Here is a 15,623-nt window from a genome sequence, read left to right as displayed (position 1 = left end):
AGCATCGGCGAGTGACGACAACGCGGCGAGGCGCGGTGCCAGACGCCGCGAGCCCGGCATGATCGGCGAGACGCCCCCTAGGCCCTGTCGGCCCCCGGCGGTGGCGCCCGGCGGGGGGTGCCGGGCGTCTGACACGATCTGCGGATGCACGAGCAGACACTCGCCGAAAACGCGGACGCGATACCCGAGTTGGCCGCCGCCGAGGCCGGGCAGCCGGGAGCGGCCCGCACGTACGCGGAACTCCTGACCAAGCAGGGGCAGGTGGACCAGGCCCTGCCCTGGTGGGAGAAGGCCGCCGACGAGGGCGACGCCCAGGCCGCCCGCACCCTCGCCATCGTCCACCGGGACCGCTGGGACTTCGCGGAGGCCGAGCGGTGGTACCGCAGCGCCGCCGACCGGGACGGCGGCTGCGCGTTCGGGCTCGCGACCCTGCTGGAGGAGGCGGGCGACCACGCCGGAGCGCGGGAGTGGTACGAGCGGGGCGCCGAGCTGGGCAGTGTGGAGTGCCTGACCAACGGGGCCGTCCGGCTGGCCCGGCGCGGCGAGTGGGACGAGGCGGTGCGGCGGCTCGAGGAGGCGGACGAGCGGGGCGACCACGTCGCCTACCACGCCCTCGAAGCCGTCAACCGCATCCTCGAAGACCTCGGACAGCGGGAGGCCGACCTCGCGGAGGCCGAACGGGACGGCGACGCGGAGGCCGCCTACGACGCGCTGGGGGAGCTGACCGAAGGCGAGTACGACGAGGTCTTCCAGAACTATCCCGGCGCGGCCGCGGCGGCGGAGGCCCTGTTCGCCAGGGCCGCGGCCGTCGGCAGCGCCAAGGCACTGGTGGACCAGGCCATCCTCGCGGCCCGGGACGACAGCCGCTGGCCCGAGGCGCGTGCCCTCGCCGAGCGCAGCCACGAACTGGGCTACTCGGGTGCCGCTTACGTCCTCGGCGTCTGGTGGGAGCAGCGCGGCGAGCTGCGCGAGGCGGAGAAGTGGTACCGGGCCGCCGACGCGTCGGACGGCGGACACTACGTCGCCTGCGTCAACCTCGCCCTGCTCTGCGAGCGCCAGCTCCGGCTCGACGAGGCGGAGGAGTGGCTGCGCAGAACCGGTGTCGACGAGGAGAACCACGATCCCTGGGACGACACGCACACGCTGATCGTCCAGACGTACCAGGACATCGCCGAGGCCCGAGACAAGGCCGAGGAGCCGGCCGAGGCGGCGCTGCGGGAGCGGCTGCCGGAGCTGCTGGCCGCCGCCGGGGCGGACGGCGCCGGCCCGGCGGAGATGCTCGCGTGCGCCGACGCGCTCGACCGGCTCCGGCGGCTGCCCGAGGCCGCCGAGTGGTACCGCCGCGCGGGCACCCCGCAGGCGCTGCTCGCGCTCGGCCGCATGCTGTACGAGCGGGGCGGCGCCAAGGGCAGGCACCTCATCCACCTCTACGAGCCGGCCGCCGAGGCCGGTGACGCCGAGGCGGCCTACGAGATCGCCGAGATCCACGACCGGGCCAAGGACGCGCGTTCCGCCGGGCTCTGGCACCTGCGGGCGGCGCGGCTCGGGCACGGCCGGGCCGCCTGGGCCGTGGCCTGGGTCTCCCAGCAGCGCGGCGGCGACCCGCAGTTCGCGGAGCGCTGGTACGTGCGGGCGGCGGAGACCGGGCTGTCCCGGCCCGCCTACCTCGCGGGCAAGAGCATGGTGCGGTACGGGCGCCACGCGGAGGCCGAACGATGGCTGCGGCTCGCGTACGAGGACGGCATCGTCCAGGCGTCGTACGACTTGGGCCGCTCCCTGCGCGCGCAGGGACGGCGGGCGGACGCCGAGGAGTGGCTGCGGCTCGCGGTGGAGCGGCGGGACGAGTTCGAGCCGGAGTCGGACGGGCTGTTCCGGCGGCGGGCCGACCCGCGCCCGGAGCTGGCCGGGCTGCTCGTCGACGCGGAGCGGGACGAGGAGGCGGCCGGTCTGGTCGGGGAGATCCTTCAGCAGTATCCACGCCATGTGGAAGGCAACCGCCTCGCGGGCGTCCTGGCCCGCCGCCGGGGGGATCTGGCCGCCGCCGAGAAGCATTACGAGGTGGTCGCCGACTGGGAATCCGACGGCAGCGCCAAGATGACCCTGGAGGAGATCCGGTCCCTGCTCCGGCAGGTCCACCCCCGGCAATGAGACCACCGGCGGGCCGGCCCGGATGACAGGCTCATCGCCCGCGGCGCCGGGACGTCGTCCCGCGCAGGCCCAGGAAGACCAGCAGGCCGATCGGCGACAGCAGGATCGTGAGCACCAGCAGCGGCCCCATCAGCAGGGGGGAGATCCCCAGCCGCCTGCCCTCCCGGTACATCCACTGGCCGATCAGCAGGTCCCAGGCGATGACCTGGGCCCACAGGGCCCCGGCGCCGTCCGCGAGTGCCGTCAGGTCGCGGAAGGCGTCGAGGTCCGGGCTGCTGACCGCGGTCCACAGCTCGGGGAAGACCGGGATGGCGAGGGCGAGGTGGACGAGCAGTACGGGCGCCACGGTCCACGGTGACGCGGCGACGCGGGCGGTCGGGCCCCAGGCCGGCGCGAAGATCATGAGCAGCCAGACGGGGGCGGCCAGCCAGAAGGAGAGTTCGAAGAGGAAACCGGTCACGACACGAGCTCCTTCGCGGGAAGAGCGCCCTCGGTCCCGGTCGTCGCCCTGGACGCGAGCGGCGTTCGCGCCGCCCGCAGGGAGCCGTACGTGCCGAGCGCGGCGGCCGGCAGGATCAGCCCGGCCGTCCCGAGCGTCACGCCGTCCGGGCGGAGCAACGGCTGGCCCCTCAGCGCCTGCCAGAGAACCAGCACGAAGACGGCGGCGTAGGCACCGGAGGCGACCAGCACCAGGCGGATGCGGACCCGGTCGTCGGCGAGGCGGGCGAACCGCGGTGCGAGCGCGGCCAGCAACATCAGCAGCAACGGCAGGAGCTGCAGCGCGTGCATGCCGACGAAGTGCGGGATCCGCAGATCGCCGCCGGTGGTGGACCAGCCGGTCAGCGGCATCGAGGGACCGCCGTCCGGCACGCCCACACTGTGCGCGCCGACCACCTCGGAGGCACCGGGCCGCTGCCCCGGCGCGGGCCGGGTCATCAGGAAGCCGACGGCGGCGCCGGCCAGGGCGATGACGATGCCGGAGCGCATCGCCCAGGCGGACGCGCGGTCCGCGATCCGGGCGCGGAGCAGCAGCACGGCGATGACGAGGGTGCCGAGCCACAGGACGACGACCGTCGCGCCCATCGCGTCGAACAGCGCCTCGTCGAGCGGTGTCTCCTGGTTGAAGTGGCTGCGCCTGCCGCGCACCACCTGCGTGGTGATGATCACCATCTCGGCGAGGCTCGCCAGTGCCACGACGGTCCCCGCCCACCAGCCGACGCGCTGGCCCCTGGGCAGGAGCGACAGCATCCAGGCGAGGGAGAGGCAGTACGCCACGAACGAGACCGCGAACTTGAACGGCTTGGACCAGATCGGCGCCCCCACCAGGACCCGGTCGTCGACCACCAGCCCCACCGCGGACACGACCGCCATCACGGCCATCGCCGCGGAGAACAGGACGAGCGGCCGATGCCATGACCGGTACGCCGGCGCAGGTGAAGAGAACATGATGACCCCCATGAGTAGATAGTGGTGCTATCCGCTATCCGATAGCGCCACTATCTATGATGAGAGGCGAGCTGGCAAGCGCCGGCAGGGGCGAGCAGGGCGAGGGCCGAGGAGTGAACCGGCAGTGCGCATCGGAGAGTTGAGCAGCAGGACCGGGGTGCCGGTGCCGACGATCAAGTACTACGTCCGCGAAGGTCTGCTGCCTCCGGGCGAGCTGACCAGCCGCAACCAGGCCAGCTACGGCGAGGCGCACGAGCGCCGGCTCCAGCTGATCCGCGCCCTGCTCGACGTGGGCGGCATGAGGGTGGCCGAGATCGCGGAGGTACTGGCGGCCGTCGACGACCCGCAACGCCCGCTGCACAAGGTGCTCGGCGCCGCCGCGGACCGCCTCGGCGACGCGAGTGCCGAACGCGACGACGCCGAGTCGGCGGCCGCCCGTGCCGCCGTCGCCGATCTCGTCGCCCGGCGTGGCTGGCTGACGCACGAGTCCAACCGCGCCGCGGCCGACCTGGCCAAGGCTCTCGCCGCCATGGCCCGGCTGGGCCACGGGGCCTTCGTCGAATGCCTCGACGACTACGCCGAGGCGGCCGAGCGGGTCGCCCGGACCGACCTCGCGTACGTGGACCGGAAGGTGGCGGTCGAGGACATGGTGGAGGGGGTGGTCATCGGCACCGTCCTGGGTGAGGCGGTGTTCAGCGCGCTGCGCCGCATGGCCCACGTCGACGCCTCGGCGAAGCTGTACGGCACCGACGGACCGCGGCGGAGCGAGTCGGGCTGAGCCGGCCCGCGCTCAGTGATCGTGTGCCGTGTGGGAGCCCTCCGCCCCACCGGCGACGTCACCCGCGCGCCCGCCCTTCTCCACCACGACGAACTGGCCCATCATGCCCTCGTCCTCGTGGTACAGCAGGTGGCAGTGGTACATGTACGGCGTGTCCGGGTCGGCCGGGCCGTCGAAGCGCAGCGCGAGCTTCATCGTGGTGCCGTGCGGCAGGAACACCGTGTCCTTGGGGCCGCGCAGCTCCGGGGGCGGCACCTCGCCGTTCACCTCCAGGACCCGGAACTGCACGTCGTGGACGTGGAAGTTGTGCGGCATCCCGTTGGCGTTGCGCACCGACCAGGTCTCCGTGGTGCCCCGCACGACCGTCTCGTCCACCCGGTTCATGGCCATCTCCCGGCCGTTGATCCCGGACCGCTTCAGGTCGAAGTGGCGTCCGCGCACCGCGTCCGACTCCTTCGGCAGTTCCAGCCGGGCCAGTTCGCCGGGGACTTCAGGTGAGGGGCGCAGCCGGTCGGCGGCCCGCAGTTGCAGCACGTCGAACGCGTCGTCGCCGCCGTTGAACCGCTGCTGCCAGGCGCCCGCGTAGTTGTCCTGCGGGAAGCTGCGCAGCACGGTCCGCTCGCCGGGCCGCATCCGGACGACGACCTCGGCCCGCTCGCCGGGCGACAGCTGGATCCGGTCCAGCCGCGCCGGCCGTTCCAGGAGTCCGCCGTCGGTGCCGACGACGGCGAAGGCGCGGTCGTCGGAGAAGCCGAAGGAGTAGGTGCGGGCCGTGGAGGCGTTGAGCAGCCGGAGCCGTACGCGCTCGTCGGCGACCTCCTGGTAGGGGCTCAGGGTGCCGTTGACCATCGTGCGGTCGCCGAGGAAGCCCGCGTTCTGCATGAAGCCCTTGCCCTGATCGAACTCCGCGCCGTCGAACTTGACGTCCTGGACGATCACGGGCAGGTCGTCGACTCCGTACCGGTTCGGCAGATCCGGCTGCCGGGCGTCGTCGTCGACGATGAACATGCCGGCCAGGCCGCGCTGCACGTGCTTCTCCGTCGCCCCGTGCGGGTGGGGGTGGTACCAGAGGGTGGCCGCGGGCTGGTCGATCGTCCAGTGCGGGCTCCAGCTGCCGCCCGCGGCGATCATCTGGTGCGGGCCGCCGTCCATCTTCGCGGGCAGGTGCATACCGTGCCAGTGCACGGTCGAGGCCTCGTCGAGGCCGTTCGCTATCCGCACCCGGACCTTCTCACCGCGCTCGGCGCGCAGCGTCGGGCCCAGGTAGGCGCCGTTGAAGCCCCAGGTGGCGGTCTTGCGGCCGTCCTCGAACTCCTTCTCGCCGGCCTGCATGCGCAGGTCGAACACCCGCGTGCCGTCCTTGTCGAGCCGCGACTCGGCCAGGGGCGGTATCGCCAGCTTGTTCTCGAACGGCTCCTTGCCCACCGTGCTGACGTCGGTGCCGGTCCACAGCCACAGGAAGAGGCCGCCGACGGCGAGCGCCAGGACGGTGACGACCGATCCGAGAACGACGAGGACGCGCTTGATCCGGGACATGGTTCAAGGTTCGCCGCGCGACCGGTGTCCGGGCATCGGGGCATCCCCCCATCCGACCCCGGTCCGGCCCTGTGACGCCCTCAGGGTTTTCCCCCAGCGACTTCCGGTCACCACGGCGCCGCGGTCACGCCGACACGCTTTTCCTACAGGGATATTTGGCTTCTGAATGGCTCCTCGATCAAGTAATTATCCGGGCGCCCCTTCACTCATTTGCCGCGCATCCGTCGAAGTACGACGGCGTTAGTCGGGATATGAACAAGGCAGCCAAAGAAGGGCGCTACCGCCTCCTCGTGAAGCACCCCGCCGTCGCAACGAGTGAGCTTCCGGCCGTCGTTCAGGCGACCGAGCCCCTTCTGCGGGAATTCCTGGATCTGTTGAACAGACTAGAAGCTGATCTCGCTCAGCGATGGATCAAGGCCGAAGGTCGATAATCTTTCCGGGAGGGGAACGGATCGGAGCAATCAGGCTGCGTCATGTATGACGAAGGAACCGATCGCCTGGCGATGCACGACAAGGTGGGCAGGGGGCGGCACCGGGCTCCGACCGAGGCGTTCCCGGAACCCCTGTTACCCCCGGACGCGGCCTGGGATCCGGCCGAGGAACTGGCCTGGATGCTGCGGGAGGCCATGGAGGAGGAGCTTCCCAGAATCCCCTCTCCCCGCGACGAGGAATCAGTCACCGCCCCCGCCGGCGGCACACCCATGGGAAATCTTCAGGAGATCACGGCGGAACTGCCGCCGCTGAGGCACATCTCCCGGCGTCACCGCAGGGTTCCCGACCGCAAGCGGCCGAGCGCCCTGCAGACCACGAGCTACCTCGTCGCCGCGCTGGCGGCGGTCATCGCCTCCGCGGTCAGCTTCTTCAGCGGACTGGTCGCCTGCGATCCGCTGCGCGTCGTCGCCGCGACCCGCGTCCCGGGAGCCGTCGTCGCGTGGTGGCCGCTGCTGGTGTACGGGCCCTGGCTGGTCGCGTCGCTCTCCGTGCTGCGGGCCGCGCTGCATCAGCGCCGGGCGGTGCACTCCTGGTGCACGGTGGTCCTGTTCTCGGCGATCGCGGTCCTCTTATGCGTCGTCCAGGCGCCGAAGAACCTCCTCGACACCACCGCGGCCGCGCTGCCGGGACTCGCCTCTCTCGCCTGTTTCCAGCAGGCCGTCCGGCAGATCACCCTGACCCGGGCGCCCCGTAGATCCGCGCCGCGTCACCGGACACCGTGAGTTCGGGGCCGAGTTCGGGGATCTCGCTTTTCATGATCGCCGAATGCCACGGATCACGAACGGAGTCGAATTCCCGCCGCATTTCCGCCGCTCGAATCCGCCGGTGAAAGCGATATCTGCGGTGCGACCTCTGCGGTGCGACCTCTGCGGCGGTGAACGGGAAAAAAACCGGGGGTCTAGGCGCCGAGCACTTCGGGGGCGTGCGCGGCCAGGTGCCGTTCCGCGTACCCGGCGGTCAGGTCGAGCACGGCGGAGATGTCGTCCAGCGAGGTCGCCGGGTTGAGCAGGGTGAACTTCAGCCAGTGCCGCCCGTCGACCACCGTGGAGGCGATCACGGCCTCGCCGGCCGCCGCGAGCGCCTCCCGGGCGTGCAGGTTGGCGGCGTCCGCGAGGCCCGGCGGGGTGCCGGGGGCGGGGCGGTGGCGGAAGACGAGGGTGGACAGCTCGGGGCGGGTGGCGACCTCGAAGCGGGGGTCGGCGTCCAGCAGCCGCCAGCCCTGCAGGGCCCGGTCGACGACCTCGTCGAACAGTTCGCCGACCGCGTCGGGGCCCATGATCCGCAGGGTGAGCCACAGCTTCAGCGCGTCGAAGCGGCGGGTGGTCTGGATCGACTTGTCCACCTGGTTGGGGATGGCGTTCTCGGCCATCCGCTCGGGATTGAGGTAGTCCGCGTGGTAGGTGGCGTGAGCGAGCACCGCGCGGTCGCGGACCAGGACGGCCGAGGAGGACACCGGCTGGAAGAAGGACTTGTGGTAGTCCACGGTCACCGAGTCGGCCCGCTCGATCCCGGCCAGCAGACGGCGGCGGGTGGGCGACACCAGCAGCCCGCAGCCGTAGGCGGCGTCGACGTGCATCCAGGTGCCGTACCGCTCGCAGAGGGCGGCGATCCGGGGCATCGGATCGATGCTGCCGAAGTCGGTGGTGCCGGCCGTGGCGACCACCGCCATCACCGTCTCCCCGGCGCGCGCGCAGCGCTCCAGCTCACGGGTGAGCGCGTCGGGGCGCAGCCGCCGGGTGGCGGTGTCGACCGGTATCGGGACGACCGCGTCCGGGGCCAGGCCGAGTATGCGCGCGGACTTCTCGATGGAGAAGTGGCTCACCTCGGAGGTGAGGATGCGCAGGGTGGGCAGGAGGCGGGCGCGGGCGGCGGCCGGTCCAGCGGGGTCGCCCGCGCCGGCGGTCCGCAGTGCCTCCTCGCGGGCGAGCAGCAGGGCGTGCAGGTTGGACTGGCTGCCGCCGGAGGTGAAGATGCCGTCGGCGGCCGGTCCGAGTCCGATCCGCTCGGCGGTCCAGTCGATGAGCCGCCGCTCCATCAGGGTGCCGCCCGCGGACTGGTCCCAGGTGTCCAGGGAGGAGTTGACGGCCGCCATCACGGCCTCGCCGACCACGGCCGGTATCACCACGGGGCAGTTGAGGTGGGCGAGGTAGCGGGGGTGGTGGAACCAGACGGCGTCGCGCAGGTAGACCTGCTCCAGTTCCTCCAGCGCGGCGGCGGTGTCGCCGAGTGGCTTGTCCAGGTCCACGCCGTCCACGACGGGGGCGAGCTGCTGCGGGGTGACACCGGTGAACGGGCTCTCCACGGAGGCCAGTTTGCGCGCCACGAGGGAGGTGGTGAGGGTGACGTCGCGGTGGTAGCGCTCCGCCGTGGCGCTGTTGAGCAGGTGGGACCTGCTTCGCATGGGGTTTCCTCCCTGGAGGGGCGAATGAGGTCAGGCGGGGTGGGGCACCACGCGGCCGCGTCGGTCGATGAAGCCGTCTTGAGCCACTTCGGTCAGTGGGCGTGGCGCAGGGCCGCCGAGACCGGGTGGGTGCGGTACTCGGTCCGCGCGCGCTCGAGGATGTCACCGACGCGGCGGTCGACGTCCGTGGCGGCGACCGTGCAGAACCGGTTGAACAGGCGGACCACTTCGAACGAGTCGGCGGACTGCCGCCACCGGGTGCCGAACAGCTGGAGCACGTCGTGGTCGGTCTCCTCGAAGATGCTCAGGTTGCCGCGGGAGTAGGGCTGGACCCCGTCGACGATCTCGACCCACGAGCGTTCCACCCGGCTGTCGGCCACCGCGGCCGCCCTGGCGCGCGGCCGGCCGCCCTTCGGCAGGTAGTTGAACTCCGGCAGGCCGTCCAGTTCCTCCAGGCCCCGTTCGAGCGCGACCAGGCGCTTGACCCGCTCGTAGCCGTACGGCGAGAAGGCGGAGGCGCGATAGCCCTCCATGACCGACCCGAACTCCCGCACCACGAGATCCCGGAAGCTCAGGTCCAGGTCGACCGAGACGGAGCTGAACGCGAACGGCGAGTTGGCGACGACGCTCACGGCGTCCGGTACGGGAAGCTGCCGGCGCGTCTGGGACCGGATCACGACCTGCCGCGAGGCCAGCTCGGCGCTCAGCAGGATCGCGTAGACGACGAGCGAGATGCCCGGCTTGGTGACGCGGAGCCTGGCGCTGAGTTCGCCCAGCGTGCGGGCGTGCCCGGACGACTCCACGACGCCGAACGTCGCGGGCTCCGTCGAGGGGTCCTTGCGCAGGTTGGCCTCGGCGGCCCCCTCCAGCAGGCCCTGTACGACCGCCAGGTTCTCCTTCTCCAACTGCGCGTACTCGGGGGACCGCTCGGCTTCGAGGGTCTCGGCGACCCGGGCGCCGCGCGGCGCCGGGGTGCCGCCCTCCAGGAGCACGCGGTACTCCTCGCGCAGCATCTCCAGCCCCTGGCCGTCGACCGCCACGTGCGAGACGACGGCCCCGCCCATCCACCGCCCGCCGCGGTTGATGAGGAGCGGCAGGAAGGCCTGGCCGCGGCGCACGAACTCGCTCTGCGTCAGGGCCAGCACGCCCTCGCTGGTCAGCGGCGCGTCGGTGGAGTCCACCTCGATCGTCAGGGGACGGACGGGTGCGCCCGGGGACAGGGTCTGCCGCGGGAAGGTGGCCGGGTCGGCGAGTTCGAGACCGTCGCCCACCGGCTCGAAGGCGCCGGTCAGGACGTCGTGCCGGTCCGCCAGGCCCTGCATCGCCGCCAGCACGGAGTCCCGGTCGGTGTGACGTTCCTGCTCGTCGAAGACCGCGCTCAGCGGCCAGTGGACGGGGTCGAGCCCACGGCGGTGGAACATCTCGACCATGGCCGCCTGTCCCCACGTAAGGCTGATCCGTTCGCTGCTCACCTGGTCTCCCCGCCGTTCAACGCCCGTTCCCGGGCTGATCGTTCTCATGCTGATCGTTTTCGAGCCGATCGTAGATCCGCTTCACCAGCCGCCGACGCCGCAGAAGGCTCTCCACCGGCTCGCGCACCAGGTTGCTCAGGTACACGACCGCGAGCTCGCGGCCCGGGTCCGCGAGGACGAAGGAGCCCGTCCCGGAGTCGTGTCCGAGCGCCTCCCGGCCCGGGCGCTGTCCGAGCCACTGCGATCCCACGAGCGCGCCGTGCGAGAACGCGAAGGCGTGCTTGCCCTCGCCGTCGGTCGACAGACCGTCGCCGGCCGGCCGTTCGAGAAGGTCGGCGGCGGCGCGCAGCGGTTTCGGCAGGGCGTCCCGCTCCCCGCCGGTGGCGAGGGCGCCGAAGATCCGCATCAGGTCCTCCGCCCCGCCCCGGAACCCGGAGCCCGGCCAGGCGCGTTCCATGATCTCGGGCGCGTCGGCCCACCACAGGTCGGGCTCCCGGTCGCCCGTCTCGCGGTTCATGACGGGCAGCGGCGGCTGCTCGCCGGACGCCAGGGGCCCGAAGCCCAGGCGGGCGCCGAAGGGCTCGACGCCGAAGCGCCGCGCGAACGCGGTCCTGTCCAGCCCCGAGGCGTTCTCCATGGCGAGCGAGAGCACGTACCAGCCCGTCATCACGGAGTACGTCGGCCCGCGCGCCGGGTCGACGGGGGAGCCCGCGATCCACCGCTGGAAGCGCGCCTCGGACCAGCGTCCCGGTGTGGCGTCGCGGGTGATGCCGCTGGAGTGGGTCAGCAGGTCGCCGATGCGCACCGAGTCGAACCGCGGGCCGAACGCGGCCGGCAGGAAGGGCCGTACCGGGTCGTCGAGGGACACGTCGTCCCGGCCGAGCAGGAAGTTCAGCGCGGCGAGCGCGAAGACCGGCTTGCTGACGCACAGCAGCGCGAACGTCGCGTCCTTGTCACCGACGTGTTCGTCGTGGACGACCTCGCCCGCCAGCCGGACGATGATCCGCTCCGAGACCGTCGGCGGCAGCCGGTCACCGTCGAGCAGGCTCACACCGGCTCCTTTCGCGTGTCGGGGGACGGCCTGGCGGGCCGCTCGCGCAGCGAGGCGACCAGCGACGTGAGGGCGGGGTAGTCCACCTTCCCCCGGCTCGTCCGCGGGATCTCGGGCACCGGTACGACCGACAGCGCGGCCGGGGGCAGCCTGACCGCCCGCGCGGTGCGCGCGACCAGCTCGTGGGGGTCGCCCTCGTACTCGGCCACGCACAGGACGATCTCCGTGTCGGAGCCGATGACGGCCATGGTCCCGGCGTCCTGGAGGAACGCCTCGATCTCGTCGAGGCTGACGCGCCGCCCGTACTGCTTCACCGTCCGGCTCACCCGGCCGGTGATCCAGACGAACCCGTCGTCGTCCACCGTCCCGAGGTCGCCCGTGCGGTGGAAGCCCCGGGGGCGCTGCGCCCGCTCCAGGTCCTTGACCGCGCTCGCCGAGTCGACGTAACCCTGCATCACGCTGGGGCTGCGGACCACCAGCTCGCCGTCGTCGGCGGTCACCTCGATGCCGTCGAGGGGCACGCCGACCGATCCGAGCTTGTCGGGCCTGCGCGTCAGGTCGAAGGCGGAGATCCTCGTCATCAGCTCGGTCTGGCCGTACATGAGGAAGAACCGCGCGTCGTGCCGTACCGCCAGGTCCAGGTAGTGGCGCTGCAGCTCGGGCGCCAGCCGTCCGCCGGAGTGCGTCAGCTGCCTCAGGGACTCCGGCCAGCTCCTGGCGAAGAGGTCCCGCAGCAGCTCGTACATGAGGGAGACGCCGGCGAGGTGGGTGACGCCGCCCGTGGCGACGGCGGTCCAGAGTCTGCGCGAGGTGGGCCGGTGTTCCGTCACCAGCAGGCTGCCGCCGGCCGCGAGCACGGAGTGCAGCACCGACAGGCCGTAGGCGTAGTGCAGCGGGAGGCTGGTGATGCCGCGGTCGCCGGGGTGGAGTCCGAGCCGGTCGACGGTGGCGAGCGCGTTGGCCCGTACGCCCGCCTCGCCCAGCGCCACGCCCTTCGGGACCCCGACGGAGCCCGAGGTGAGCATGATCAGCTTGGTGGACGTGGTGCCGGACACGCCGTCGCCGCGGCGGACCCAGTGACCGGGCTCCGCCTCGCGGTACAGGTCGTCATCGAGCGAGCGGGCGCCGACGACGAGCTGCGGCTCGTACGCCTCGATGGTCTGCCGTACGCCGTCCGGGCCGGTCGTCGGGTCGACCAGCACGACCGTGCTCGGCGTCGCGTACGCCGCGAGGTACGCCACGACCGTGCGCAGGTTCCGCTCGGCGACGATCGCGACGAGCGTGCCCTCCCGGCCGAGATACCGCCGCGCGAACTCGTCGACCAGGCGGCCGAGTTCCCCGTAGGTGACCGTCTCGCCGCCGGCGACGACCGCCACCGAGTCCGGCTCGCCTCCCAGCAGCCACATCAGCGAGGCGTCCGGGCTTTGACCAGGTCGGAGATCTTCGCCGGGCTGCCGGCTTCGAACACCTCCTGCATCTCCAGGCGTACCTCGTACCGCTCGAATATCGCGGTCGACACCTCGATCAGGACCAGCGAGTCCGCGCCGAGGTCGAACAGATCGTCGTCGGCGCCGACGGCGGAGGTCTCCGTCGCCGCGGCGACGATCCCGCAGACGAACTCCTCGACCTCGTCGCGGGGGGCGGCATAGCGGGAGCGCTGCTCGGGTGCCGCCTGCTCGACGACGGCCGCCGTCAGCTCGCCGACGCTCGACGGGTCGGTCAGCACGATCGCCGGAGCGGTGCCGTCCGTGCCGAGGTGTTCCCAGATCAGGTTCCGGTACTCGACCGCGCCGACCGCGCCGTTGGAGCGGATCGCCACGATCCACTGCTCCTGCGAGAGGGCCGCGGCGCAGTCGTCGACGCCGGGGAGCGACCCCACGAACTTCACGAGATCCGCGGCCGCCGGGGTTTCTTCAGTCATCGGTACTCAATCTCTTCAGCTTGCCTGTTTCGGTACGGGGTAGCTCCGGTACGAACGTCAGCACGTGCGGCCGGGACGCCGGGGGCAGGCTCTGCCGGCAGTGCGCCTTGATCGCGGAGGCGGTCTCGCTCGTGGGCTCGTCCGCGACGACCAGCGCCTCGGCGATGCTGCCGAACGCGCGGTGCGGGCGGGGCCGCACCATCGCGTCGCGGACACCGGGGACTTCGAGGATCACGCGCTCCAGTTCGAGCGGGTAGACGTTCTCGCCGCCGACGGTGAACATGTCGCCGTCCCGGCCCACGAGGAACAGGTATCCGTCCGCGTCGAGGTGGCCGCGGTCGCCGACGGAGGCGTATCCGTCGGGGGCGCGCCGGACGCCCGGTGCCGTGTTCCGCGCGTGCGAGAGGCTGCGCATGTACACCTCACCGACGGTGCCGGGCGGCACCGGCCGCCCGTCCGCGTCGCGCACGCTGATGCGGGTGAGGTAGCCCCGCCCGACGGTGCCCGGGCGCTGCGTCCACTCCAGCCCGGTGCAGAAGGTGAGGCCGACCTGCTCGGTGGACGAGTAGAACTCGTGGACCCGCTCGCCCCCGACACGGTCGATCCAGCGGCGCTTCGTCTCGTGGTCGCAGGCCGCCGCCGTGTGCACCAGGCCCTGGAGGGAGTCCAGGCCGGCGGTGTCGAAACGCTCCGACCACGCCATCAGCCGCAGGTGCGTCGGCGTCGCGCAGAACCACTCGACGGACTCGGCGCCGATGACGTCGAGCAGTTCGTCGGGGTCGAAGCGCCGCCCGGTCACCGTGAGCCGGTGGCCGTCCAGCAGTCCGATCAGCGCGGGAAGCAGCCCGGCCGCGTGGTACAGGGGCAGTACGACGAGCTGGCGCAGGCCCGGGCGCCAGCCGGCCTGCCGGTACAGCCGCAGCATCCCGGCCAGCGCGGACGGCGAGACGTCCATGCCGATCAGCTTGGGCCGCCCCGTCGTGCCCCCGCTGTGCAGGAGCACCCGGTGCCCGGCGGCCCGCTCACCCGGCGCGCGCGTGCCGCGGGTGGCGAGAGCGCCCTCGTGCAGGACGCCGTCGAACCCGGCGGCGACCAGCTGCGAGCACAGCCGCCGCGACGACTCCGCCCAGGTCCCGGCCCTCACGAGGCACAGGCCCACCCCGGCGCGGGCGGCGGCGAGGACGCCGGCCAGCGTCCCCACCTCGTCGTGGACCTCGTGGACCACGACAGCGCGTTCGAGGCCCAGCTCCTCGACCCGCGCGAGCAGTTCCTCCGCGGCCGACGCCGTCCTGCGCTCCAGGTCGCCGAAGGTCACTCGGGTGCCGGACCGGAGATGGGCGATCGCGACGTCGGTGCAGGCCTCGTCCCAGGCGCGCCGCAGCGAGAACTCCTCGGCGGCGGGCGCGGCCCCGTTCGCCGCCTGGCTCGACCGCGCGTTCATGCGCCGGCGTTCCCCTCGACGGCGGTGTGCGCCCCGGCACCGAGCAGTGCCAGCACCTCGTCGTGCACGAGGCCGTTGCTGACGACGAGACCGCCGTCCGAGGCACGCCCCGGACGGCCGCCGTCGAGCGCCGTGGCGTGACCGCCGGCCTCGGACACGATCAGGGCGCCCGGCAGCAGGTCCCAGGCCTCGCCCCACGGCTCGATCGCCACGTCCACGCTGCCCTCGGCGACCCGGACGTGCTGGAGGAAGCCGCCCCGCGTCCCGTGCGGGTACGACGAGCGGCCCAGCACCGCCCCCAGGTCCCGGCCCGGCGTGCCCGCGGTCCACTCGGCGAAGCCCGCGAAGGCGACCTCCGAGTACGGCAGCCCGGGCCGGTCGCTCACCCGCGCGGACTTCCCGTTGACGCGGGCGCCTCCGCCGAGCCGCGCCCAGGCCCGCAGGCCGAGCAGCGGCGCCGAGATGACGCCGACGACCGGCTCGCCCTCGCGGAGATAGGCCAGCAGCGTGCCGAACTCCGGGTCGGCGCGGACGAAGTGGCGGGTGTGGTCGATCGGGTCCACGATCCAGCCGTCCACGTCCCCGGCGAGCAGCGCGCGCACGCCGTCCCGGCCCGAGCCCTCCTCGCCGAAGACCTCGGTGCCGGGCGCGAGCCGGGCCAGCGCGCCGCGCACCGCGTCCTCGACGGCGAGGTCCGCGCGGGTGAGCAGCGAGCCGTCGCCCTTCACGGACACCTCACGCGGTTCCGCGTTCAGGCGCTCCAGGATCGAGTCCGTCGAGTCCATGGCGCTGAGGGCCGCTTCGAGGAAACGATCCAGCTCAGCATCGACCGGCGACATCTGTCCCTCCTCCGACGAGAGCCCCGACCAACGGGCCCGGATTCAGCGGCTCTTGACCGTGTACTCGATCGCGGTCTTGGGGTTGTGCCAGAAGATCT

Annotated in this window: 13 protein-coding genes; 3 read left to right on the top strand and 10 right to left on the bottom strand. The window is 72.5% G+C overall.

Features of this window, described 5'->3' with window-relative positions; translation table 11 throughout:
- The first annotated feature begins 144 nt into the window (after positions 1–144).
- Complete coding sequence (locus tag AMK31_RS25955; RefSeq protein WP_073943077.1) at positions 145–2,148, top strand: tetratricopeptide repeat protein; 2,004 nt, start codon at positions 145–147, stop codon at positions 2,146–2,148.
- Positions 2,149–2,179: 31 nt separating this feature from the next.
- On the opposite strand, the gene AMK31_RS25950 is transcribed toward AMK31_RS25955, so the two are convergent.
- Both AMK31_RS25950 and AMK31_RS25945 read right to left on the bottom strand, forming a co-directional pair.
- The gene (locus AMK31_RS25950; protein WP_073943076.1) at positions 2,180–2,608 is read right to left on the bottom strand and encodes an ABA4-like family protein; all 429 of its coding nucleotides are present in this window, start codon (positions 2,606–2,608) and stop codon (positions 2,180–2,182) included.
- The gene (locus AMK31_RS25945; RefSeq protein ID WP_073943351.1) at positions 2,605–3,528 is read right to left on the bottom strand and encodes a hypothetical protein; all 924 of its coding nucleotides are present in this window, start codon (positions 3,526–3,528) and stop codon (positions 2,605–2,607) included. Before AMK31_RS25945 ends, AMK31_RS25950 begins: the two co-directional genes overlap by 4 nt.
- Positions 3,529–3,718: 190 nt before the next feature.
- Between AMK31_RS25945 and AMK31_RS25940 the strand changes: the two genes are divergently transcribed.
- Positions 3,719–4,372 (top strand): MerR family transcriptional regulator, encoded by a 654-nt coding sequence (locus AMK31_RS25940; RefSeq protein WP_073943075.1) that lies wholly within the window; start codon positions 3,719–3,721, stop codon positions 4,370–4,372.
- A gap of 12 nt (positions 4,373–4,384) precedes the next feature.
- Here the strand turns inward: AMK31_RS25940 and AMK31_RS25935 are convergent, their stop codons facing one another.
- Positions 4,385–5,908 carry a multicopper oxidase family protein gene (locus AMK31_RS25935; RefSeq protein WP_073943074.1) on the bottom strand — a complete coding sequence of 508 codons (1,524 nt, stop codon included), beginning with the start codon at positions 5,906–5,908 and terminating at the stop codon, positions 4,385–4,387.
- 473 nt (positions 5,909–6,381) lie between these two features.
- Here AMK31_RS25935 and AMK31_RS25930 point away from each other — a divergent pair, with 473 nt between their 5' ends.
- Positions 6,382–7,122 (top strand): DUF2637 domain-containing protein, encoded by a 741-nt coding sequence (locus tag AMK31_RS25930; protein WP_385312228.1) that lies wholly within the window; start codon positions 6,382–6,384, stop codon positions 7,120–7,122.
- 176 nt (positions 7,123–7,298) lie between these two features.
- Here the strand turns inward: AMK31_RS25930 and AMK31_RS25925 are convergent, their stop codons facing one another.
- From AMK31_RS25925 to AMK31_RS25895, 7 genes are all read right to left on the bottom strand, one after another.
- On the bottom strand, positions 7,299–8,801 hold the full coding sequence (locus AMK31_RS25925; RefSeq protein WP_073943072.1) for a pyridoxal phosphate-dependent decarboxylase family protein: 1,503 nt from the start codon (positions 8,799–8,801) through the stop codon (positions 7,299–7,301).
- Between the two features lie 92 nt (positions 8,802–8,893).
- Positions 8,894–10,273: a hypothetical protein gene (locus AMK31_RS25920; RefSeq protein ID WP_143204256.1), complete on the bottom strand. Its 1,380-nt coding sequence runs from the start codon at positions 10,271–10,273 to the stop codon at positions 8,894–8,896.
- Between the two features lie 16 nt (positions 10,274–10,289).
- Complete coding sequence (locus AMK31_RS25915; RefSeq protein ID WP_073943070.1) at positions 10,290–11,324, bottom strand: serine hydrolase domain-containing protein; 1,035 nt, start codon at positions 11,322–11,324, stop codon at positions 10,290–10,292.
- Complete coding sequence (locus AMK31_RS25910; RefSeq protein ID WP_073943069.1) at positions 11,321–12,730, bottom strand: class I adenylate-forming enzyme family protein; 1,410 nt, start codon at positions 12,728–12,730, stop codon at positions 11,321–11,323. Before AMK31_RS25910 ends, AMK31_RS25915 begins: the two co-directional genes overlap by 4 nt.
- The gene (locus AMK31_RS25905; protein ID WP_079186933.1) at positions 12,730–13,245 is read right to left on the bottom strand and encodes an acyl carrier protein; all 516 of its coding nucleotides are present in this window, start codon (positions 13,243–13,245) and stop codon (positions 12,730–12,732) included. Before AMK31_RS25905 ends, AMK31_RS25910 begins: the two co-directional genes overlap by 1 nt.
- Positions 13,238–14,686 (bottom strand): AMP-binding protein, encoded by a 1,449-nt coding sequence (locus AMK31_RS25900; RefSeq protein ID WP_073943067.1) that lies wholly within the window; start codon positions 14,684–14,686, stop codon positions 13,238–13,240. The genes AMK31_RS25905 and AMK31_RS25900 overlap by 8 nt, the downstream gene beginning before the upstream one ends.
- The gene (locus AMK31_RS25895; protein WP_073943066.1) at positions 14,683–15,525 is read right to left on the bottom strand and encodes an inositol monophosphatase family protein; all 843 of its coding nucleotides are present in this window, start codon (positions 15,523–15,525) and stop codon (positions 14,683–14,685) included. Before AMK31_RS25895 ends, AMK31_RS25900 begins: the two co-directional genes overlap by 4 nt.
- Positions 15,526–15,623 lie beyond the last annotated feature (98 nt).

This window comes from Streptomyces sp. TSRI0107 (assembly GCF_001905845.1).
Taxonomy (GTDB): Bacteria; Actinomycetota; Actinomycetes; order Streptomycetales; family Streptomycetaceae; genus Streptomyces.
This window is presented reverse-complemented; position numbering and strand designations above follow the sequence as displayed.